Origin of the sequence: Caloranaerobacter longqiensis (assembly GCF_050286925.1) — a bacterium.
In the GTDB taxonomy this organism is placed as follows: Bacteria; Bacillota; Clostridia; order Tissierellales; family Thermohalobacteraceae; genus Caloranaerobacter.
Genome location: NZ_JBFWFX010000002.1, coordinates 1 through 22206 on the forward strand (window position 1 = coordinate 1; position 22206 = coordinate 22206).

General features: G+C 28.0%; 19 protein-coding genes and 1 tRNA gene. 15 read left to right on the forward strand and 5 right to left on the reverse strand.

Annotated features, from left to right (window positions below; translation table 11 throughout):
* Window positions 1–224: 224 nt before the first annotated feature.
* The 3 genes from AB4Y15_RS02120 to AB4Y15_RS02130 all read left to right on the forward strand — a co-directional run bounded on the left by AB4Y15_RS02120 (window position 225) and on the right by AB4Y15_RS02130 (window position 3590).
* Window positions 225–506 carry a hypothetical protein gene (locus tag AB4Y15_RS02120; protein WP_427338156.1) on the forward strand — a complete coding sequence of 94 codons (282 nt, stop codon included), beginning with the start codon at window positions 225–227 and terminating at the stop codon, window positions 504–506.
* A 161-nt stretch (window positions 507–667) separates the two neighbouring features.
* Window positions 668–1723, forward strand: coding sequence for a PDDEXK-like family protein (locus AB4Y15_RS02125; RefSeq protein WP_427338158.1), 1056 nt, complete (start codon window positions 668–670; stop codon window positions 1721–1723).
* A 1102-nt stretch (window positions 1724–2825) separates the two neighbouring features.
* Entirely contained in the window at window positions 2826–3590 is a 765-nt protein-coding gene (locus AB4Y15_RS02130) for a DUF1444 family protein (protein WP_427338160.1), read from the forward strand.
* Between the two features lie 189 nt (window positions 3591–3779).
* On the opposite strand, the gene AB4Y15_RS02135 is transcribed toward AB4Y15_RS02130, so the two are convergent.
* Window positions 3780–4340 (reverse strand): SHOCT domain-containing protein, encoded by a 561-nt coding sequence (locus AB4Y15_RS02135; protein ID WP_427338162.1) that lies wholly within the window; start codon window positions 4338–4340, stop codon window positions 3780–3782.
* 536 nt (window positions 4341–4876) lie between these two features.
* Entirely contained in the window at window positions 4877–5065 is a 189-nt protein-coding gene (locus AB4Y15_RS02140) for a hypothetical protein (protein WP_427338164.1), read from the reverse strand.
* Between the two features lie 210 nt (window positions 5066–5275).
* Between AB4Y15_RS02140 and AB4Y15_RS02145 the strand changes: the two genes are divergently transcribed.
* Complete coding sequence (locus AB4Y15_RS02145) at window positions 5276–5482, forward strand: hypothetical protein (protein ID WP_427338166.1); 207 nt, start codon at window positions 5276–5278, stop codon at window positions 5480–5482.
* Between the two features lie 545 nt (window positions 5483–6027).
* On the opposite strand, the gene AB4Y15_RS02150 is transcribed toward AB4Y15_RS02145, so the two are convergent.
* Window positions 6028–7041 carry an asparaginase gene (locus AB4Y15_RS02150; protein WP_427338168.1) on the reverse strand — a complete coding sequence of 338 codons (1014 nt, stop codon included), beginning with the start codon at window positions 7039–7041 and terminating at the stop codon, window positions 6028–6030.
* A gap of 207 nt (window positions 7042–7248) precedes the next feature.
* On the opposite strand from AB4Y15_RS02150, the gene AB4Y15_RS02155 reads away from it, so the two are divergent.
* The 10 genes from AB4Y15_RS02155 (at window position 7249) to AB4Y15_RS02200 (ending at window position 17834) form a co-directional block, all read left to right on the forward strand.
* Window positions 7249–7971 (forward strand): LytR/AlgR family response regulator transcription factor, encoded by a 723-nt coding sequence (locus AB4Y15_RS02155; protein WP_427338170.1) that lies wholly within the window; start codon window positions 7249–7251, stop codon window positions 7969–7971.
* Window positions 7972–8100: 129 nt separating this feature from the next.
* Complete coding sequence (locus AB4Y15_RS02160) at window positions 8101–9417, forward strand: sensor histidine kinase (RefSeq protein WP_427338172.1); 1317 nt, start codon at window positions 8101–8103, stop codon at window positions 9415–9417.
* Window positions 9418–9773: 356 nt separating this feature from the next.
* The gene (locus AB4Y15_RS02165; protein ID WP_427338174.1) at window positions 9774–10361 is read left to right on the forward strand and encodes an accessory gene regulator ArgB-like protein; all 588 of its coding nucleotides are present in this window, start codon (window positions 9774–9776) and stop codon (window positions 10359–10361) included.
* Window positions 10358–10501, forward strand: coding sequence for a cyclic lactone autoinducer peptide (locus tag AB4Y15_RS02170; protein ID WP_427338176.1), 144 nt, complete (start codon window positions 10358–10360; stop codon window positions 10499–10501). Before AB4Y15_RS02165 ends, AB4Y15_RS02170 begins: the two co-directional genes overlap by 4 nt.
* A 226-nt stretch (window positions 10502–10727) precedes the next feature.
* Complete coding sequence (locus tag AB4Y15_RS02175) at window positions 10728–11897, forward strand: class I SAM-dependent rRNA methyltransferase (RefSeq protein WP_427338178.1); 1170 nt, start codon at window positions 10728–10730, stop codon at window positions 11895–11897.
* Window positions 11898–12353: 456 nt separating this feature from the next.
* Window positions 12354–13883 carry a glutathione ABC transporter substrate-binding protein gene (locus tag AB4Y15_RS02180; RefSeq protein ID WP_427338180.1) on the forward strand — a complete coding sequence of 510 codons (1530 nt, stop codon included), beginning with the start codon at window positions 12354–12356 and terminating at the stop codon, window positions 13881–13883.
* Window positions 13884–14016: 133 nt separating this feature from the next.
* Window positions 14017–14943 carry a nickel ABC transporter permease gene (gene nikB, locus AB4Y15_RS02185; protein WP_427338182.1) on the forward strand — a complete coding sequence of 309 codons (927 nt, stop codon included), beginning with the start codon at window positions 14017–14019 and terminating at the stop codon, window positions 14941–14943.
* A gap of 32 nt (window positions 14944–14975) precedes the next feature.
* The gene (locus AB4Y15_RS02190) at window positions 14976–15857 is read left to right on the forward strand and encodes an ABC transporter permease (protein ID WP_427338184.1); all 882 of its coding nucleotides are present in this window, start codon (window positions 14976–14978) and stop codon (window positions 15855–15857) included.
* Window positions 15858–15873: 16 nt separating this feature from the next.
* Window positions 15874–16869, forward strand: coding sequence for an ABC transporter ATP-binding protein (locus AB4Y15_RS02195; RefSeq protein WP_427338186.1), 996 nt, complete (start codon window positions 15874–15876; stop codon window positions 16867–16869).
* Entirely contained in the window at window positions 16869–17834 is a 966-nt protein-coding gene (locus AB4Y15_RS02200; RefSeq protein ID WP_427338188.1) for an ABC transporter ATP-binding protein, read from the forward strand. The genes AB4Y15_RS02195 and AB4Y15_RS02200 overlap by 1 nt, the downstream gene beginning before the upstream one ends.
* Before the next feature lie 16 nt (window positions 17835–17850).
* Here AB4Y15_RS02200 and AB4Y15_RS02205 read toward each other — a convergent pair whose 3' ends face one another.
* Both AB4Y15_RS02205 and AB4Y15_RS02210 read right to left on the reverse strand, forming a co-directional pair.
* A complete protein-coding gene (locus AB4Y15_RS02205; RefSeq protein ID WP_427338190.1) occupies window positions 17851–19935 on the reverse strand; it encodes an ATP-dependent helicase in 2085 nt (694 codons plus the stop codon).
* Between the two features lie 257 nt (window positions 19936–20192).
* Window positions 20193–21413, reverse strand: a complete 1221-nt coding sequence (locus AB4Y15_RS02210; RefSeq protein WP_427338192.1) for a NupC/NupG family nucleoside CNT transporter — start codon at window positions 21411–21413, stop codon at window positions 20193–20195.
* Between the two features lie 341 nt (window positions 21414–21754).
* Here AB4Y15_RS02210 and AB4Y15_RS02215 point away from each other — a divergent pair.
* A tRNA-Leu gene (locus tag AB4Y15_RS02215) sits at window positions 21755–21838 on the forward strand.
* The last annotated feature ends 368 nt before the right edge of the window (window positions 21839–22206 follow it).

Sequence of the window (22206 nt, forward strand, 5' to 3'; positions counted from 1 at the left end):
ATAGTTATAACTTGAGGAAGAAATTGTTTGATAATTTTGTATTAGTGAGAGGTAATGATATTAAAAACGAACCATAAAAAAAAAGCAAAATATTTTGCGAAATAACGTGCGAAATTTTGCAAAATATTTTGCGAAGCTACAAAAAGTATGGGAAAAAACTAAGGAAGAATGCAATAATATCGGTAAAAAAATAAGGTTATATAAAAGGAGATGGATGGAGTTTTATGGATGAAAGAGGATTTCGTAAATTTTTAGAAGGACAAGGCTTAACAGATAACGTGATTAACTCAAGGGTTACGAGAGGTAATAGAGTTGAGAGGGAATTTAATGTTAACTTAGATATTGTAATACAAAGCGAAGATAATATGATAGAAATAAGAAGAAAAATATATGAAAAATATAGTGATAAAGGTAGTTTGCTTGGTAATTTATATAATGCAGTTAGAAAGTATTATGAATATAGAAATGGTAGAGAAATGCCTAGAATTAATGCAATAGAAGATTAGATGTAAATGAATATTTAATAATAGTTAAAAAAGTTATAAAGCAATTATATTACTAGGAGTAGTATATTTTATTGTGGGGGATTTTTCAATTAATACTTTTAGATTAACATAAACAACATGATTTAACATTATATCAGAGATTCATGGGGGAGATAGGTTATATGGATAGTAATTTTGTGAGCATAGTAGGATATCAGTTAGAAAAAGTTCATACAGGAGTTATAAGATGGCTGTTGGATTCGAAAAATCAGAGTATATCTTTTGAACAGAAATATGAAATTTTAAGAAGAGTGTACAAAGTGTGTAATATGAGTATACCTTTTAGTATAAATGAAATATGCAACATATCTTGTATACCTGAATTTTCTTTCGGAAGGAAAAGAAAGATAGATCTTGTGATAAAGATTGATTTGATTAACAGTAAAACTAAATATTTAGTTATTGAAATGAAAGTGGATTCTATTCCTTATGAAGAGCAGTTAATTGGAACTTATAATGATTTTATTCAAAGTAAAAAATATGATGAAGATGCATTGTTTTTATTATTCTTATTTGGTGCATCACAGGTATGTATGATTCCAGATTTGCATGGATTTCATATTTTTAGATTACCAGAAATATTGGAAGTATTTTCAGGATATCATATAGAGCAAAATGTTTACAAAGATTGGATACAGGCTTTAAGGTATGAAAATATGAGAAGAAGATGTATAGGATTAGATATTAATGGAGTTGATAATATATGGGAAGAAGAGTACTGGAAAGATAAAGGGTACAGAACATGGTTTCCACTATTTTACTATATTTACAATGAGTTGAGGAAAACATCAAAGAGATTCAATGAATGGAATATATATAGTGGTCATAATAACCCAGTAATGAATTGGAGCAAAGGATGGGTTACTAGGTATATTTTAGGAAGTAAGATTCAATTTTACTTTGAATTTAATTATGAAGATTTTATTCTAAAGATAATGTTAGATAAGAATAATATGATATCTAAAGATAATCTGAATATGTTACGAAAAGAAATTGTAAAAATTTGTGAAACTATAATTAAGTTTAAAGGGAAGCGAACATCAAATAAATATGGAGTTTCTAACTCAATTTACAAATGGACTTTCGATTTTAAAAAAGAAGGTTTGAGTGAAGTAATGAAAAAAGTTGATTATATATTAGATACAGTTTATCCAATGTTAGAGAATTTCAAAATGTAGGGGATGTCATAAATAGTATAATATATGATAAAATGTGGATTAGAATATCAATTATTGTTAGAGCAATTTTTTATATTTACTGAAAAGTTTCCACGATATTAATTGAAAGTTTTTCCACTTTATTAAATAGATATACTATTATATTTTCAACAGAGTTTACATGGAGGAGTAGGTAAGGCAGCTTATTGTAGTTAGATAGGCCTTCTATTTCCTAGGTTGTCGTTAAGGTTTATATACCATACCTGTAGAGACTCCATGCCAACTTGTTATTTTACATTTCATATTTGTTATATCTTTACTGGTGAATTTTTTAACTGTGAAATACAGTTAAAAATCCTGAAATAAACTGGGGCTAGAAATGTAGTTATATTAATTAAAAACATAAATAACTTGAATTATAGAATTAATTAGTAAATAGATATGGGCAGTTTGAAACTACTCATATCTATTTTAAAGGGTATTTTACGAAAAAATATTAGTATATTTTCAAATTAATTATATCAGTATAGATTTAATTATTTCTTAATTAATTAAGTATTATTCTAATGTAGCACGATAACCAAAATACGCCATTAATGCATGAAGTATTATACCTGCAAAGAGGTTTCTAAAAAATAATGTTCTGAATAAGTGCTATTTGATAGTATATAAATGTAAATACCCAAAGGTATTAACCATACAAAAAATAAATCCTTTTAATTATTCTTTTTACTTTTTCAGTCATATAGTCTTCTACAATAAACATTAAAAGATTGAATGCAATAAAGTAAATAGCGAGACAGTAAAAAATAATTTTTAAATATTGCCTATCATTTTTTAATTCCTCCTTATTGTGTTTTTCTAATTTTTATATAATCTTACAATTAAATTTCAAGTTAAATTTTTATTTTTTTATAATCCATAAGGAAATTATAAACTTTATTGTATTGTGGATAATTTTAAATATAATTTCCTCCGTATATGGATTTCAACAAAATCTTCCTTAATTTATTTAAATTGAAGATTTTGTTCTAAATAAATACTTGAAAACATAAATACTTTTTAATTAAAATGCATCTAGTTTAGAAATTGATGTTATTAAGGCATATAAGGAGGAATTAAATTGAAACTTGATAAAGAACAATTTAAATTAAAATTATTAAATGATATAAAAAAAGTATATGAAAATGCTGAACTAAATAAAGAACTCATTACTTTTGAATTTGGGACACTAGAAGTTATAATTGACACTAAGGATATATATAAATTGTATAGTGAATCAAAAAATAACTATAATACGGTTAAAAAACATTGCTTAAATGTTATAAAAGAAATCATAGAAGAGAAGAGATTTAAGGTGAATTATAATAAAGTTTTTCCAATTATAAAACCTAAAGATTTTGGATCAGATAAAGAAATAGGTTTTATAAGAGAAGAATTTACAGATGATTTAGATATTTTATATGCAGTAGACATGGGGGATATTTACAGATTTGTGACTAAACATGATAATGTAGATATAGAATTATTAAAAAAATCAGCAATAAATAATATAAACAAAATATATAATGTCTTAGTAAAATTAGATGAAGAATTATCAGTTTACACATTAGGTTTTACAACAGATTTAGGCAGTTCAATGATTTTATCAGAAAACTTTAAAAAACAGATTTATAGGAAGGTTGGAAAGAGTTTTTTATTTGCAATACCTTTTACTTTTAATGGTGCTTTAGTAGTTGCAGAGAATAATGACAAATATATAGATTATTTAAATGAATTAATAAAAATGATACCTGAAATTGATAAAATTTCTGATAGTATGTATAAATATGAAAATGGCAAAATAGAATATGCAGTTAAAAGAAAGATTTTTAAAATAATAAAATAAAAAGATTTCCTTTGTTCCGAACAAAGGAAATCTTAGATTGTCAACAATTTGTAGTGTTGAAGTTTATCACTCTAGCATTTATTGTAGAATCAATAAAATTAACATCTTGTTGTACTACATTTTAAATATTATTCTTGAATTTTTTATTGTTTAATGTATAAACTTGTAACCATTTTACAAATATTATATTTAAATTTTAGAGATTATTTCTGCTCTTTTATTTTGATATTCTTCTTCCGTTATTATTCCGTCATCCCTTAATGATTTTAGTAAATTTAATTTATTCTTTATATCTTCGTTTTTATCAATAATTTGGCTATAAGCATCTATTTTCGCTTTTTCGATTTCAAAATCTGGTGGTTGACAATTTGATACTTGCTTACTTCCATTATTATTTGATATGAGTAAAATTAATAATATTGACACAATAATAGTTACTGATATAAATCCTATATACTTGTTTTTTATTGGTTGCATTTCTTTTTGTAATTTATCCTTTTCTATTAATCTTGTTAGTTCCTTATAGACTTTGGGATGAGTTTTTTTGAGTATAGGAGGAATAGTATGAGTCTTTTTCACTACATTTTCTAATTGACTAAATACTTCTTTTTCTAAGGTATCTAGTTCACTTCCTATATTACTATATTGCAATAACCTTTCTTTATATACCAGTAATTCATTTTGCATTAATATTATTAAAGTAATTATTATTAAAAATCCTGCAATACTAATCAAAATTTTTTTATTCATTTTATCAACTCCATATATAAAATTAAATGATAACTTCTATATTTTTTATATTATTCCTTCTTAAATATTTTAGTTTTTCAGTCTATTTAAGTAGTAAAATTGTGAGTATTTACGCACTAAGTTAGAAATATCTGGCTACCTGTCGATGAGTTTGGTTCTATTAGCATAAAACAAAATTATGATATAACAAGTGAAATAATCAAACTATACCGAAACTTTAATGTTTTTATTTTAAACAAAGTCACATTTCCTTAAGATGATTTTATCCTTTTTTGGGTTACATTTTCAACAGTTATTGATAACTTACAGATTTTTTAAAAAATTTTCATCTAGTGTTTTAACTAAATTATTTCAAGCATTCACTTTTATTTTTATAGAATTATAAAAAATCAAATTTACTTACAGTCTAAGGTTCCCTTTGTTTGAAACAAAAGGAACCTTAGACTATGAGAGTTCCAATTCTATCGTGTTTAATAATTTTATAATGTTTGAGATGTTACACTGTAAGTTATTGTATTTAATATCATCTAGTTTTTCTATTGAATATAATGGTTTATCATATTAATATAATCTAAACAAAACTCTTGATTATAACCGAAAACAAAATAATTAATTAGTATATTAAAAGCCTCTTTTACAAGATGTTTGTCCTTAAATCCAAATTTGTTTTTGATAATATATAAAAAATAATTTATTTCTAGTCTAAGAACTTCTAATTGTATCATAAAGATCACCTCCAATTTAATTTCCAGCATTATAAACACATTTATTTGTATTTTCAAATTTTTATGCTGTTTTTTTAAAATTTATGTTTAAAAGTTTTGTTTACAGATTATTACAGTTATATTAAAAAAGTTCAAAGTTAAACACAAAATGATTTTTTTGTGTTAGTATAAAAATACATTAATAAAAATTGAGAAATAACCTATTTAAATATGAGGGATAAAAATGCTAAAAAGAATAGTAAGCCTTTTAGTTTCAAATTTTGCTGGACTAGTTGTATTCTATTAATGTATCAACTTGGAGTATATTTAAATGTTCCTTTAATAGAAAAATATTATTTAATATCATTCACAGCATTAATTGCATATTTAATATTTGAAGATTATAAAGGAATAAAAAATTATTTAAAATATCAGTGATAAAAAGTCAGTGCATAAGTATAGATTTCTCCTGTTTAATGGCAGGGGAATTTTACTTTATTAGCAATTGATGAGGTATTAGGTTGGTAAAAGAACGTTATAGTTAAATAAGAAAGGTTAAAAAGTTTTTTAAAAAGTCGGGATAAGATAAAAAACTTAATTTGTTGTTGAAAAATTTTGGGATAAGAGACGGTTATAAGAAATATTCAATTAAAAAAATATTGATATATAGCCTGAGTGGCAATATTGAATAATTGTGATTAACTACTAATAGAAATTAGTATAGATATATGCAGAAAAATAAAATGAAATATTGTTTTGAAAACTAAATGGATTAAATGGATATGTAAATTGACATTTCAATAGAAGTGTGCTAATTTGCGAGTGTATATGATTAAAATCAGGTGGACTATACAAACAAAATTTTTGTAAAATGGCTAAATAACTGGGATTCAGGCATGTCATTAATTTGTTGTGACTTCGAATCAGTTGGTTGGGGATTCGAGTCCCTCAGGGCGCACCAGAAGTGAAGAAGCCTGATAAAATCAGGCTTCCTTATTTTTAATCAAATTAAATTCTACCTTTGTCTCTCCAACTATTTCCTGTTTATGATTTTTAATTTTTAAGACATAGTATTTTTCAAGTTTTTTCAACTCTTCATTCGTTATAACTTCTAACTGTTTTAGTGTTTCTAATACTACTGCTGGCATGATTTTTGAGTTTCCATCTTCAATCTTAAATGTTATTCCTATTCCCTTATTTTTTAATCCAACTGCATAGTAAGCAGAAGCTCCTGATTTAGCAAATAGCCTGTCCCCACAAACTTTCATCAAATCAGTACAGATTCTATTTGTTCCTCCTACCATTTCAGGATACTGGGTCATTGCATTTATAATTTTTCTAACAACATTTTCTCTATCAGAATTAAAAACTTCAGGTTTAGATAACTTGGCAAAACCATGAGCAAATTTATATAATGGCATAGCATGAACGGGAACACCACATCCATCCACAGCTGTTACTATCTTATCTTCATCATATTCACATACTTCAGATATAGTTTTTATTATTCTTTTTTGTACAGGATGTTCTGACTTATAATATGAATCCAAATCTTCACCATAGTATTTAGCTGTGATAAGCATACCAGCATGTTTGCCTGAACAATTACAATGTATATTTTTAGGCTTTAATCCTTTGCTTTTTAATTCTTCTGCAGCATAATCAGCTATAGGATAGTGGGAACCGCATTGAAGATATTCTTCATTTAAACCTGCCTTTTTTAAAATACTCCTTACAGCATTGATATGAAAGCTTTCACCACTGTGAGATGCACAAAATATGGCTATTTCCTTATCTGTTATTCCATATTCTTTGACTGCGCCACTTTCTAAAACTGGTATAGCTTGTATGGGTTTGGCAGACGAGCGAGCAAATGTTACTCTTTTAGGATTACCGTAATAGTAAAGTATTTTTCCTGTATAGTCAACTACTGCAATATGACCTATATGAGTAAGGTCTACTATATTCCCCCTATAAGTTTTTGCTATTATTGACATTTATAGCCCCCCTTATAATCTAATATATTTTAATTGTATCACATTATTTTGCATTTAAAATACTAAATACCGTTTTGAGTCAGGTTTGAGGTGATATATTTTTAAAAAAATTGAAATTTAATACATATTTTATCTTATATTACAACAATATATTAAAAAATTATGGTAAAATAATATTGTAATAATTAAGCTGGTAAGGTGATAAAGATGTTATTTAATATAGCTATATGTGATGATAATCCAGCTCAAATAGATGTTATTACAAGTTTTATAGAGAAAATAGATACAAAATATCGGTTTGATATAATAAAAGCTTATAGTGGAGAAGAGCTTTTAAGTAATATTAAAGATAAAAAACTTGATATAGCTTTTTTGGATATAGAAATGGATGGAATGAATGGTATAGAATTGGGAGAAAAAATAAGAGAAAAAAGTAAAACTGCTATAATAGTTTTTATAACTGGTTTTAAAGAGTATGCATTTAATGCTTTTAAGATTAAAGCTTTTGATTATATTATGAAGCCTATAACTGAAGAAAAATTTAATAAATTGATGAATGAAATAATATTAAGGTACAATGAACAGGTTTATATAGGAGAAACTAAAAAATATTACATTATAAAAAGATGTAACGATTATATAAAAATTAGTTATAAAGATATATATTTTTTCGAAAAAAACCAACGAAAAATAATAGTATATACAAACAAAGGAGAATATGATTTTTATGGCACAATAAGACAGCTTAAAAAAGATTTAGATATGGATTATTTTATTCAATGTCATCAAGGTTTTATCGTCAACAAATTCAAAATATTCGAGCAATATAAGAATGAAATAAATTTTAGAGATATTAATAAAAGTGTGCCTATAAGCAAACGATATTATTCAAAAATTAGACAAGCTTTGGAAGATAATCTATTTTTATAATCCATAAGGAAATTATATTCCTTATTAAATTGTGGATAGTTTTGAATATAATTTCCGCAATGGATTTCATCAAAATCTACTTTAGTTTATTTAAATCAAAGATTTTGTTATAGATGGGATGGATTAAATATGTGGTGGATTATAGAATTTTTATTTAGTTTAATAGATACTGTATTAATATTTTATTTTACGAAATTATGTTTAGAATATGATAAAAACGAAATAAAAAAAATTATTTTTGTATTATTTACATTAACTTGTTTAAATAGGTTTATTAGTACTTATTTTGGTTTTGCTAATTTTTATGGTTTTATTATAATGTTTTTCATAACAGGATTGGTATTTAATATAATTTTTAAAAAAGATTTGAAAAAAGTATTTTTTTATGTATTGATAGGGATTACTTTAAGTATAATTATAGAAATAATAGTTATTAGTTCATTTGCTATAATTTTTATGAAAACAACTGTATTTATATTTGAAGAAAGTATTCTAAGAATAATTTTACTTTTAATCAGTAAGACAATATATTTTCTCATTATAAAAATGTTTTTAATTAATATTAAAATTAAAAAATCTTTTAATACTAAAGAATTTTATTTAATGTTTACAATTCTTGTTTTTAATTTAGGCATTTTATTTTTAATAATATGGATTTATAAAAATATTAACATAACTAAAACAACAGAAAAGTTATTTTTAATTTTTATTTCTATAGGGACAGTTTTTTTTAATATTTTTCTGTTTGTTGTAATAAAAAAAATAATAGAATATGCACAAAAAGAAACAGAATGGATTTTAAGGGAAGAAGAATATAAAAAGCAAGGTATTTACATAAAAAATTTACTTGAAATGAACAATGCACTCAAAGCACAAAGGCATGATTTTAATAACCATTTAAGTTGTGTATATGGATTTATAATGCTCGGAAAAATTGAAGAAGCAAAAAAATATTTGAAAGCTCTTGTGAAAAATGTAGAAGAGATTAATACAATGATAAACATTAGTAATCCCGTTATTCTTTCTTTATTAAATATAAAATTAAACAAAGCAAAAAGAAAAAATATAAAAATGTCAGTAAAGGTTAATTTGCCAGAAAAAATAGATGTTGAAGATATAGATTTATCAATTATTTTAGGGAATCTGCTAGATAATGCTATAGAGGCTTGTGAAAAAGTTGAAGAAGATAAAAGATATATTGATATAGATATATATATGAAAAATAGAAATGTTATTATTAAAATAAAAAATTCTAAGGTAGTCGAGCCAAATATAAATAAAAGTAAAATTAAAGAAAGATATACAACTAAAAAAGACAGGGATAATCATGGATTTGGTTTAGGAAATGTAAAATATGTTGTTGACAAATATGATGGTTTTATGAAAGTTAAAGATCATGAAAATCATTTTGAAGTTAATATTGCAATACCTCAAAGTAAGTTTTGAAAAGACGATTAAATCGTCTTTTTTTGTTTTGTTTAAATTGGCAATATCCATTTTTGACAAAAAAATGCCCACTTTTACAAAACTACTTTTGAAAAATTTAGAAAAGTTATACAATATTAATTGTAAAGTAATTACTATATATAAACATTTTAGCAAAAATGATATAAAGGTACTCAAATAAAAATTTTTACTTAGTTTTTCAACTAAATTATTTCATGTATTCACTTTTATTTTCATATATTTTTAAAAAATTAACTTTGTTAATAAGCTCAGACTTATTTTTTAAATAAGTTCATTTCTTGAATAAAGAAATTTGGACATGCTTTTATTAAAGAATAACTGCAAGGAGGAAAAATATGATAGTTAATATGTCAAAACATATAACTCAAAAATTAATTGACTATGACATAATTAACTTTGATGATTTTGAAGTTTACTTGTATGGGTTACAACTATTATTGACTACTGTTTTTGAGATTGTAGGAATATTTATATTAGGTTTTTATCTAGGATGGGTAAAAGAAGTTGCAATCTTTTTAATTGTATTTGGATTACTAAGAACACAGGCTGGAGGTTATCATGCCAATTCAGTTTTGAGTTGTTTTGTATTTACATCATTATTTACTTTTATATGTATAGTTATTGTAAAAAATGTGTATATAAGTAATTCATTAGTTTTTATATCTTTAATATTATTAATTTCTATATTGTTAGTTTTTAAATATGCACCAAAGGATACGCCTAATAAACCTTTAAGTAAAAAAGAATACGAAAAATATAAAAAAAATAGCAGACTTTTGGTTTTGTTGTTATCGGTAGCTATTCTTTTTATTAGTTTAATTTACAAAAGTTTGTCAGCTTATTGTAGTATTGCAGCATTAGCTGTATTAGCTGAATCATTGACTTTAATTAAAAATAAAAAACGAGAGGAGGTGAAAATATGAAAATGAGAAGATTTATAAATAGTAAAGTTCTAAGCCTTTTAGCAGTTGTTGCAGTATATTTTGTAAATACTAATTTAAGCACTAATTGTTACTGTTTCTTCCATCAGCCAAAAGTTCCTGCTAAGTTGTTGAAAAATTAGTAGGTTGTTTTGACTGGCAAATGAATGCGGCAAAAGACGTTTAGTTTACTGTTTCTGTACATCTGTATGCTAAACTAAGGCGACGGATTTGATCCGTTGCCTTAGTTTTTTTGTTTACTATATCGTATTCCTTATTTTCTGTAAACTAGAAGTTAATATATTTACAATTATCGTTAAATAATATATGATAGAAATGTTCTAAATTAAAGCTAATGGAGGACTGAAAATGGCAAAAGTGATTTTAAAAAAACATAGAGATAAGAGGATATTAAATGGTCATTTATGGGTTTTTGATAATGAAATTGATCGAATTGAAGGAGATTACGAACCTGGCGATATTGTAGATGTATACAATAGTATAAATAAATTTTTAGGAAGAGGTTACATTAATCCAAAATCTAAAATACGAGTACGTATTATGACACGTAAAAAAGAAGAAATAAATAGAGAATTTTTCAAAAAGAGAATTGAAAATGCTTGGGAGTATAGAAAAAGATTGGTTGATACATCTAGCTGTCGTGTTATATTTGGAGAAGCTGACTTTATTCCAGCTCTTATAGTTGATAAGTTTGGTGATTACTTAGTAGTTCAAACTCTTGCATTAGGGATAGATAAATATAAAGATATGATTGTTGAACTTCTTGATGAAATTATTAAACCAAAGGGAATATTTGAAAGGAATGACGTTCCAGTAAGAGAGTTAGAAGGATTGGAACAGAAAAAGGGATTTTTAAAGGGACCATTTGATACTAAAGTTGAAATTGTTGAAAATGGAATAAAAATGATTGTGGATATAGAAAATGGACAGAAAACAGGATATTTTTTAGATCAAAGAGAGAATAGAGCTGCTATTAAGCCATTAGTTAAGGATGCTAGAGTATTAGACACATTTACACATACAGGTGGGTTTGCATTACATGCAGCACATTATGGCGCTAAAGAGGTAATAGCTGTTGACATTTCAGAACATGCGATAGACTATGTAAGACAAAATGCAAAATTAAATGGGTTTGAGGATAAAATTCAAGGCGTTGTAGGGAATGTTTTTGATGTATTAAGAGATTATCATAAAAATAAAGAAAAATTTGATGTAGTAATATTAGATCCACCAGCATTTTGTAAATCACGTTCTGCTTTAGAAGGAGCATACCGAGGATACAAAGAAATTAATTTAAGGGCAATGAAGATAATTAAACCAGGTGGATTTTTAGTTACTTGCTCGTGTTCTCATTATATGACACCCCAGCTATTTATGGAGATGATTCAAGATGCAGCAAAAGATGCTAAAAAGACATTAAGACAGATAGAAGTGCGCACTCAGGCAAAAGATCATCCAATTTTATTAGGTTCAGACGAGTCATTATATTTAAAATGCGTAATTGTGCAGGTTATATAGAGCCAACGAATTTAGTTCGTTGGCTCTATATTATTTAATGAAACTCGAAAGACGAATAGCGAATAACCAAGCGACCAAAGGTCGCTTTTTATTGTAAATTCAATATTATTCAAATTTTGTGAAAAATTAAATAAAGTTAACAAATCAAATGTTAAATATTTTTAAAAACAACTTCTAAACCTGTAAAAATACACGTTTTCACAAATCATTTCAAAACAATGGTAAATAAAACCATTGAAAATCAAATAAGCATATTGTACTATGTTAATTGTCGATTCAATACAAACCTTGTCGAAAATGTTAACACCTCTATTATTCTAATTGTTTGAAAATTTAGCTTCTTAAAAAAATTAAAGGTTCCAATTTTCATTGCGTCATAGTAAAATGTGTAGACTTTGTCTATAAAATTATGGAGCCTTTGATAAAAAATCTATAAGGATAAAGGAGGAAAACGTTATGCTAAGAAACAAAAAATTATTTTTACTAGTAACTTCAGTTTTAGTATTAGCTCTTGCTTTAGCTGGATGCGGACAAAAACCAGTTGAAGATGCTAAAGGGCAAAAAGATACAATAGTAGTTGCACAAAGCGCAGATGCAAAATCATTAGACCCACATGCAACAAACGATTCAACATCAGCAAATGTAATGACTCAAATTTATGACACATTAGTTTATGCTACAGAAGATATGGAATTACAACCAGGATTAGCTGAAAGTTGGAACCAAGTGGATGAAACAACATGGGAATTCAACATTAGAAAAGGTGTTAAATTCCACAACGGTGAGGAATTAAAGGCAAGTGATGTTAAGTTTACATTAGATAGAATGATGAAATCAAGCAAAGTTAGCCACATAGTAGAGGCTATTGATTCAGTAGAGGTAGTTGACGATTATAAAGTTGTTATAAAAACTAAAGAACCATTCAGTCCATTGTTAGCACATTTAGCTCATAGTGCAGCATCAATATTAAATGAGAAAGCTGTAAAAGAAGCAGGTGAAAATTACGGGCAAAATCCGGTTGGTACTGGTCCATTTAAATTTGTAAGTTGGGAAGCAGGAGATAAAATAACTTTAGAAAGATTTGATGATTATTTCAGAGGACCTGCTAAAGTTAAAAATATAGTATTTAGAGTAGTTCCAGAAGGAACAAACAGAACAATAGGATTAGAGACAGGAGAAATTGACATTGCATATGGTATCGAACCAATCGATAAGGATAGAGTAGCAAATCACGAAAAATTACAATTAATAGAAGCTCCATCATTAGCTATGTACTATATTGGATTTAACTGTGAAAAAGCTCCATTTGACAACAAACTTGTAAGACAAGCTATAAGCTATGCTATAAATCCAGATGATATAATCGAAGCTGTTTTAAGTGGTTCAGGATTTAAAGCTAATTCACCAATTGCTCCAGGAGTATTTGGATATAACGATAAATTAAACAGATATGAGTACAATCCAGAAAAAGCAAAAGAATTGCTTAAAGAAGCAGGATATGAGAATGGATTTAAAACTAAACTTTGGATAAGTGGTTCATTAGCTAACCAAATAGCGCAAATTGTACAAGCTCAATTAAAAGAAGTAGGTATAGATGTAAGTATTGAATCTTTAGAGTGGGGAACTTATATAGATAAAACTGCTAAAGGAGAACAAGAAATGTTCTTCCTAGGATGGGGAACAGTTACTGCAGATGCTGACTATGGTTTATATCCATTATTCCACAGTTCAGCAAAAGGTTCAGCAGGTAACAGATCATTCTATGAAAATCCAGAAGTTGATAAGTTATTAGAACAAGGTAAAGTTACAACAGATATTGAAAAGAGAGAAGAAATATACAAAAAAGCTCAAGAGTTAATTATGGAAGATGCTCCAATATTCCCATTATTCTATAAAGTTCAAAATGCTGGAACACAAAAATTCATAAAAGGATTTAAGCTTCATCCAGCAGGACATCATAAACTATACAATGTATACTTTGAGTAGAAATTACCTCTTGAAAGTAAAAAGTAGGACCAGATTTAGGTCCTGCTTTTACTTTCAAGAGAAATAATACGGAATTTTGCGACAAATCAAACAATAACGACAATTGCAATGACATTTTGGAAGGAGGAATATAATGCATAAGTATATACTTCGTAGATTACTTCTGCTTATACCTGTTATTTTAGGTGTAACTTTTATAGTATTTTCAATAATGTATTTAACACCTGGAGATCCAGCTCAAATTATTCTTGGAGAAAGTGCACCACCTGAAAAGGTTGAACAATTAAGAGAAGAAATGGGACTTAATGATCCATTTATTGTACAGTATTTCAGATTTGTAAAAAATGGTTTGAAAGGTGATTTCGGTAGGTCATATTCTACTAGAAGACCTGTTTTCGCAGAGATATTTGCAAGATTTCCAGCGACTTTAAAACTTACTATAGCAGGAGTGTTAGTTGCAATAATAATAGGTATTCCTGTAGGTATTATTTCAGCAACTAAGCAGTACTCATTATTCGATAATATCAGTATGATTGGTGCATTACTTGGTGTTTCAATGCCTAACTTCTGGTTTGGATTAATGTTAGTTCTTGTATTTTCAGTTATGCTAGGATGGTTTCCTTCAGGTGGAGATAATGGTTTGTCAAGTTTAGTACTTCCAGCAATAACATTAGGTACAAGTGCAGCAGCATTAATTACTCGTATGACACGTTCTTCAATGCTTGAAGTTATAAGACAAGATTATATCAGAACAGCAAGAGCTAAAGGCGTTGTAGAGAAAAAGGTAATTAACAAACATGCTTTGAAAAATGCATTAATTCCAATTATAACAGTTGTAGGTTTACAATTTGGTTATCTACTAGGTGGTGCTGTTTTAACAGAGACAGTATTTTCATGGCCTGGAGTAGGTAGATTATTAGTTGATGCAATAAGACAAAAAGATACTCCAATGGTATTGGCTTCAGTTGTTTTCGTATCAGTAACATTCAGTTTTGTAAACTTGATGGTTGATATTCTATATGCATACGTAGACCCAAGAATAAAATCACAGTATAAATAATTTTCAATTTACAATGTGAAGGAGGTTAAAGGATGGCAACGGCTAAGAAAAGTAAGAAAAACAAGAAAAGAAGCCAATGGGCAGAAGTTTGGAGAAGGCTTAAGAAAAATAAAATGGCAATGGTAGGACTTGCTATTTTAACAATAATAGTTCTATTGGCTGTGTTTGCTGATTTTATAGCTGATTATGATGATGTTGTTATAAAACAAAACTTAAAAGAAAGATTACAAGGACCTAGTGCAAAACACTGGTTAGGAACTGATGAATTTGGTAGAGATATTTTTGCAAGATTAATACATGGGGCTAGAGTTTCTCTAAAAGTAGGTATTATATCGGTAGGTATATCTATAATTATCGGAGGAATATTAGGTTCAATAGCAGGTTATTATGGCGGATTAATTGATAATATCATAATGAGAACAATGGATATATTTTTAGCAATACCAAGTATATTATTGGCAATTGCTATAGTATCAGCTCTTGGCCCGAGTTTAATGAACTTAATGATTGCTGTTGGAGTTTCATCTGTTCCTTCTTATGCAAGAATAGTTAGAGCTTCAGTATTATCAATTCGCGATCAAGAATTTATAGAAGCTGCGAAGGCTATAGGTGCGAGCGATTTAAGAATAATATTAAAGCATATTATTCCTAATACATTAGCTCCAGTTATAGTTCAAGGTACATTAGGGGTTGCGGGAGCTATTCTTTCAACTGCAGGTTTAAGTTTTATCGGATTAGGTATACAGCCACCAGCACCAGAATGGGGAGCTATGTTAGCAGGTGGTAGAGCTTATTTAAGGTACGCTTGGCACGTAACTACTTTCCCAGGTTTAGCTATAATGATTATAATCTTGGCATTAAACTTCCTAGGGGACGGGTTAAGAGACGCTTTAGACCCAAGGTTAAAACAGTAAGAAGGGAGTGTTATAGATGAAGGGAAATAAAGAACTGTTGAACATAAAGAATTTAGTTATACATTATATAACTGATGATGGAACAGTTAAAGCTGTTAACGGTATAGATATAAAGCTTAATAAAGGTGAAACATTAGGATTAGTTGGTGAAACAGGAGCAGGTAAAACTACTACTGCTTTAGGTATAATGAGATTAGTTCCAAATCCTCCAGGGAAAATAATAGATGGAGTAATAGAGTTTGAAGGACGTGATTTACTAAAGATTTCAGAAGAAGAGATGAGAAGCATCAGAGGTAACAAAATATCAATGATATTCCAAGACCCAATGACATCATTAAATCCAGTAATGACAGTTGGAGAGCAGATAGCTGAGGTTATTGAAATACATCAAAATGTTTCAAAACAAGAAGCGATGGAAAAAGCGGGAGAAATGCTTGAACTAGTTGGAATACCAAAAGCTAGACTTAATGATTATCCACATCAATTCTCAGGGGGTATGAAACAGAGGGTTATTATAGCTATAGCATTAGCATGTAATCCACAATTACTAATAGCAGATGAGCCTACAACAGCTCTTGATGTTACTATTCAAGCTCAAGTATTAGATTTAATGAACAACTTGAAAAATGAATTTAATACAGCAATGATTCTTATAACACATGACCTTGGAGTTGTTGCAGAAGTTTGTGATAAAGTAGCTATTATGTATGCAGGGGAAATAGTTGAAACAGCTTCATTAGAGCAATTATTTGAAAATCCAAAACATCCTTATACAGTTGGATTATTCGGTTCAATTCCAAAATTAGATGAAGAAGTAGATAGATTGAAACCAATAAAAGGGCTAATGCCAGACCCAACAAATCTTCCATCAGGATGTAAATTCCACCCAAGATGTCCTTATGCAAAGGATATTTGTGCAAAAAAGGAACCAAAGGTTACAGAAATTGAAAATGGACATAAGGTTAAATGTCTGATATACGAGGGATTAGTAGATGTTAAGGAGGTGAAATAATGGCAGATAGAATTTTAGAGGTTAAGAATCTTAAAAAATATTTCAAGACTCCTAAAGGATTATTACACGCTGTAGATGGCGTTAATTTCTATATAGAAAGAGGAAAGACTCTTGGAGTAGTTGGAGAATCTGGTTGTGGTAAGTCTACAACGGGTAGATTAGTTTTAAGACTATTAGAAGCTACAGACGGAGAGATATTATTTGAAGGCCAAAATATAAGAAATTTCAATAAAAAACAGCTTAGAAAATTAAGAGAAGAGATGCAGATTATCTTCCAAGACCCGTTTGCATCATTAAATCCAAGGATGACAGTAAGTGAAATAATAGCAGAACCACTTATAATACACAAAATTACTAAAAACAGAGCTGAGCTAGATAAAAGAGTTTCAAAGCTGATGGAAACTGTTGGTCTTGCAGAAAGACTAGTTAATGCATATCCACACGAATTAGATGGTGGTAGAAGACAAAGAATCGGTATAGCAAGAGCATTAGCATTAAATCCTAAATTCATAGTTTGTGATGAGCCAGTTTCAGCATTAGACGTTTCAATACAAGCACAGGTTTTAAATCTAATGCAAGATTTACAAGATGAACTTGGACTTACTTATATGTTCATAACTCATGACTTATCAGTAGTTAAACATTTCTCTGATGATATTGCAGTTATGTATTTAGGTAAGCTAGTTGAAAAGGCAGAATGTAAGGAATTATTTGATAGACCATATCACCCATATACTAAGGCTTTATTATCTGCTATACCAGTACCAAGCATTAAGAAGAAAAGAGAAAGAATTATTCTTAAAGGAGAAGTATCTTCACCAATCAATCCTCCACCAGGATGTAGATTTGCAAAGAGATGTCCTTATGCTAAAGACAAGTGTTTCAATGAAGAGCCTAAATTAGTAGATATAGGCAATGAACACTTTGTTGCATGCCATTATGTAAAAGAAATAAATAATATATAAAGCGGCATTTGCCGCTTTATGTTTTAAGTAAGTTCTTTTCTACACAAATTTTTGTAGATAACTGTTTTGTTCCTATCTTTTCAAAATCTATTATAATATTTTTGTCATCTATAAATTTTATAATTCCTCTACCGAATTTTTCATGTTCTACAGTACTGCCAACTTTATAATCATGTCTTAATGGTTTTCCTATAGCTTCTATCTCCTGAACAAATCTCGAAGGGATTACTCTTTCTCCATTTTTGAAGTTTATAGTTATCAAATTAAGGTTTCTTTTGGCTCTAGTGATTCCTACATAAAATATTCTGCGTTCTTCTTCAAAAGGTTCAATAATATTCGATTCTAATGCTTCAATACTGCTGGACGAAGGGAATTCTCCATCTATTAGATCTATAATATATACATTTTCAAACTCTAATCCTTTTGCTGAATGTATCGTTGAAAGGGTTACTGCATTATTTTTATTAAATCTTGTATTCTCTAACATTTTAGCTAGGCTATCTAACCTTGCTAAAAATTCGTTAATAGAATTAGTTTCTTTTGCAATTATCTTTAATATTGATATTATGGTATTTGAGTATTCGAATGAATTGCCGTATTTTCTCGAATTATCTATAAGAAATCCTCTATATTCAAGTTCGTTTTCTATAAAAGATATTGCATCATATGCCTTTAGTTTCGATAAATATTTGAAGTCAGATTTTAATCTAATATAATTCCTTTTTTGAAAGTTTTTTAATTCTGGTAGATTTATTAGACTTTCAAAAATGTTTTCTTTTGGTTTTGTTGATTTTATATATTCGACGCTCTTTTTAGTAATATAACCGTTCATTTTATAGTATATTCTCTGAAAAGAGTCTATATCAGTATTGTCTAAAGAGAGTTTCAAGAAAGAAATTATGTCCTGACAGACCCAGTGTTTAAATATATATAATTTTTTCGTATCTTTTATATAGAACGGAATATTATTTCTTTCGAGTTTATCTATTAATCCTACTGAAGATATGTTGTTCCTAAAAAGTACGGCAGTATTAGATAAATCTTTGATTTTCTTTAATTGATTGATAATATATTCTATTTGTTCAAATTCGTCATTTAATTTAATAATTTTTATCGGTTCGTTTTCTTCATTTTTTGTATATAAGTTTTTCTTAAATCTAATTTTATTCAATTGTATAAACTTATTGCTGATATCTACGATAGTTTTAGTTGAACGAAAGTTTTCTTCCATAAAGAATATTTTTGCATCAGGATAATCTATATCTTTAAAATTTAATAGTTCATGGGGTGTAGCTCCTCTAAATCCGTAAATAGATTGATCATCATCAGCCACTACAAATAAATTATTTTTGGGATATGCAAGCAGTTTGATTAATATATTTTGGACTTTTGATGTATCTTGTCCTTCGTCTACTTGTATATAAGGATATCTTTTTCTGCATTGTGCTAAAATATCAGGGTTGTTTTCTAATATATTTAGAGAAAGGGTAAGCATATCGTCAAAATCGATAAGTCCTGCTCTTTTTTTATAGTTTTCATATTCTATAAATATATTGTATAGATTTTTTATACCAAAATTATTGAAATAGTTAATGTCTTCTGGTTTAATCATCATATTTTTTATATAGCTTATAGTGTTTATCAAGTCTTCTAATTTTTCTTCATTAATCTGTATTTTATTGAATTTATAGTAGATTTCTTTCAATAATAAATTTTTATTTATTTTAGAATCATTACCTTCTAAAAGTTCATATTTTATCCCTTTTATTTTTGAAAAGTACCTTATGACTGAATAAGAGAAACTGTGTATAGTAGAAAAATTAGGCTTTATATTTAATATATTGCCAAAAGTCGATATAAATCTGTTTTTCATATCTGAAGCAGAGGCTTTACTGAATGTAATTGTTAGAATATTGTTTGGGTTAATTCTGTGATTTAATATTAAATTTAAAGTTCTGCATATAAGAACTGTGGTTTTACCTGCGCCTGGAACAGCTAGAACGATTGCTGGTCCTTCTTTATGTAAAACAGCTTCCCTTTGCTGTTTAGTAAGACATATTCCAAACTTTTTATTAAGAAGCTGAAAAAATCTATTTTGCAACAGAAGTTCCTCCTTAAATAAGATTACATTTCATATTTTAACATAACAAAGCCCTGGATAACCAGGGCACAGACTGTTGACAAATTTATTCTTTTAAATATTTTATGAAAATGAAAGCGAATGCTTGAAAGAATTTAGTTAAAAAACTAGGTGAAAATTTTTGAGAAAATCCGTAGGTTTGACAGGATGTCAAACCATAAAATATTTTATTTTGTCAATAAAATTAGCCCTGGATAACCAGGGCTTTACATACTATATTAGATTAATATACCTGCAATTGTAGCTGTCATGAATGCAGCAAGTGAACCACCTATTAAAGCTTTAATACCCAATTTAGCTATATCAGAACGTCTTTCAGGTGCTAATCCACCGATACCACCGATTTGAATACCGATTGAACTGAAGTTAGCAAAACCGCAAAGAGCATAAGTTAATATGATAATTGTTCTTTCGCTTAATGCTCCTTCTTTAATTAATGTTGATAGGTTTGCATAAGCGAAGAATTCATTTATAACGATTTTCTGACCTAATAGATTACCTGCTTGAATTATATCGCTCATAGGTACACCCATGATGAATGCTAATGGAGCAAATAATCTACCTAATATCCATTCTAAGCTTAAGAAATCAAGACCTATTATACCACCGAACCAACTTAATAATGAGTTTAATAGAGCAACTAGTGCTATAAAAGCAAGTAGCATAGCTCCAACGTTTAAAGCTAATGATAAACCTTCACTAGCACCTCTTGCAGCAGCATCTATAACATTTGCATCTAATTCTTCTAATTCAAGATTAACTTTTCCTTTAGTTACTGGCGTTTCTGTTTCTGGAATCATTATTTTAGCGATAACAAGGCTGGCTGGTGCAGACATTATACTAGCAGCTATTAAGTGTCCTGCATCAACACCCATTGAAACGTATCCAGCCATAACTCCACCTGCAACAGTAGCCATACCACCTGTCATAACTGTTAATAACTCTGATTTAGTCATTGATTTGATATATGGTTTAATTACAAGAGGAGCTTCTGTTTGCCCAACGAATATATTTGCTGCTGCTGATAAAGATTCAGCTCCACTTGTACCCATTAGCTTAAGCATTACTTTAGCTAAGAATGATACTACAACTTGCATTACACCTAAGTGATATAAAATAGTCATAAGTGATGAGAAGAATATTATTGTAGGTAATATTTGTAAAGCGAATATAAAACCAAAGCTTTCTACATTTAGTAAATTACCAAATAGGAAAGCAGTACCTTCTTTTGTAAAATCGAGTAGTTTTGTTACTAAATCACTTAAAAATGTAAAAGCCATTTGACCAGGTGTCCACTTTAGAACTAAAAGAGCAAAGACAACCTGCATAGATGTACCAATTGCTACAAGTCTCCAATTGATCTCTTTTTTATTTTCAGATAATAAGTAGGCAATAAAAATCATAACGAAAATACCTAAGAAACTTATTAATTTTTCCATTTGTATCTCCTTTCTAATTTTTTATCTTTTGATTTTCCAGAAAACAAGAAACGCTTTCCTATTATAGCATAATCCTATTTCCTATTATAGCATAATCCTATTAAGTTTGCAAAGAAAAAATTTTTAATAAAACCGAGAATTAAAATAATGCCAAACATATTATAGCAAACGTTTCAACTGTAGAAAACAAGTAATTTATGGAAATGGGTACTAAGTGTTAGATGCTAGAAAAAATAATAAAAGAATGTTAATTATAGGATATGTAAAAAACAAAAAAACTATTGACAATAAATATAATAATATGTATAATTATTTCTGTCAGTAAAGGATTGACAAATTGCGCGGGTGTGGCGGAATTGGCAGACGCGCTAGACTTAGGATCTAGTGCCCTCGGCGTGGGGGTTCGAGTCCCTCCACCCGCACCACTGACATAAAGTAAAAAGCCAATGGGTAAACCATTGGTTTTTTTCGTATTTTCAAAAAGTATTTTATACAGAATAAGACAATAATAGACATTGAAAAAATTTTTATGATATAATATAGTGGTTCAAGATAGTGGTTTAAGACTGCAATCAAACGATTTTATTATTTTTTGTACAGTAAATAGAACAAAATCTTCGATTTAAGCAAATATTGTAAGGAAGATTTTGCCTATATCCATTACTGAAATACTGAAATTATATTCAAAATTATCTATAATATAATAAGGAATATAATTTTCTATGGATTAGAACAAAATCTTCGATTTAAATAAATTAAGGAAGATTTTGTTGAAATCCATAAATGGAAATTA

Bases quoted from the DNA above. Each gene is read 5' to 3' on its own strand.
- AB4Y15_RS02170 (WP_427338176.1), top strand. From the start codon at position 10,358: ATGAAAATGAGAAGATTTATAAATAGTAAAGTTCTAAGCCTTTTAGCA.
- AB4Y15_RS02155 (WP_427338170.1), top strand. From the start codon at position 7,249: ATGTTATTTAATATAGCTATATGTGATGATAATCCAGCTCAAATAGAT.
- AB4Y15_RS02165 (WP_427338174.1), top strand. From the start codon at position 9,774: ATGATAGTTAATATGTCAAAACATATAACTCAAAAATTAATTGACTAT.
- AB4Y15_RS02210 (WP_427338192.1), bottom strand. From the start codon at position 21,413: ATGGAAAAATTAATAAGTTTCTTAGGTATTTTCGTTATGATTTTTATT.
- AB4Y15_RS02125 (WP_427338158.1), top strand. From the start codon at position 668: ATGGATAGTAATTTTGTGAGCATAGTAGGATATCAGTTAGAAAAAGTT.
- AB4Y15_RS02160 (WP_427338172.1), top strand. From the start codon at position 8,101: ATGTGGTGGATTATAGAATTTTTATTTAGTTTAATAGATACTGTATTA.
- AB4Y15_RS02140 (WP_427338164.1), bottom strand. From the start codon at position 5,065: ATGATACAATTAGAAGTTCTTAGACTAGAAATAAATTATTTTTTATAT.
- nikB (WP_427338182.1), top strand. From the start codon at position 14,017: ATGCATAAGTATATACTTCGTAGATTACTTCTGCTTATACCTGTTATT.
- AB4Y15_RS02200 (WP_427338188.1), top strand. From the start codon at position 16,869: ATGGCAGATAGAATTTTAGAGGTTAAGAATCTTAAAAAATATTTCAAG.
- AB4Y15_RS02175 (WP_427338178.1), top strand. From the start codon at position 10,728: ATGGCAAAAGTGATTTTAAAAAAACATAGAGATAAGAGGATATTAAAT.
- AB4Y15_RS02150 (WP_427338168.1), bottom strand. From the start codon at position 7,041: ATGTCAATAATAGCAAAAACTTATAGGGGGAATATAGTAGACCTTACT.
- AB4Y15_RS02190 (WP_427338184.1), top strand. From the start codon at position 14,976: ATGGCAACGGCTAAGAAAAGTAAGAAAAACAAGAAAAGAAGCCAATGG.
- AB4Y15_RS02180 (WP_427338180.1), top strand. From the start codon at position 12,354: ATGCTAAGAAACAAAAAATTATTTTTACTAGTAACTTCAGTTTTAGTA.
- AB4Y15_RS02135 (WP_427338162.1), bottom strand. From the start codon at position 4,340: ATGAATAAAAAAATTTTGATTAGTATTGCAGGATTTTTAATAATAATT.
- AB4Y15_RS02120 (WP_427338156.1), top strand. From the start codon at position 225: ATGGATGAAAGAGGATTTCGTAAATTTTTAGAAGGACAAGGCTTAACA.
- AB4Y15_RS02195 (WP_427338186.1), top strand. From the start codon at position 15,874: ATGAAGGGAAATAAAGAACTGTTGAACATAAAGAATTTAGTTATACAT.
- AB4Y15_RS02145 (WP_427338166.1), top strand. From the start codon at position 5,276: ATGAGGGATAAAAATGCTAAAAAGAATAGTAAGCCTTTTAGTTTCAAA.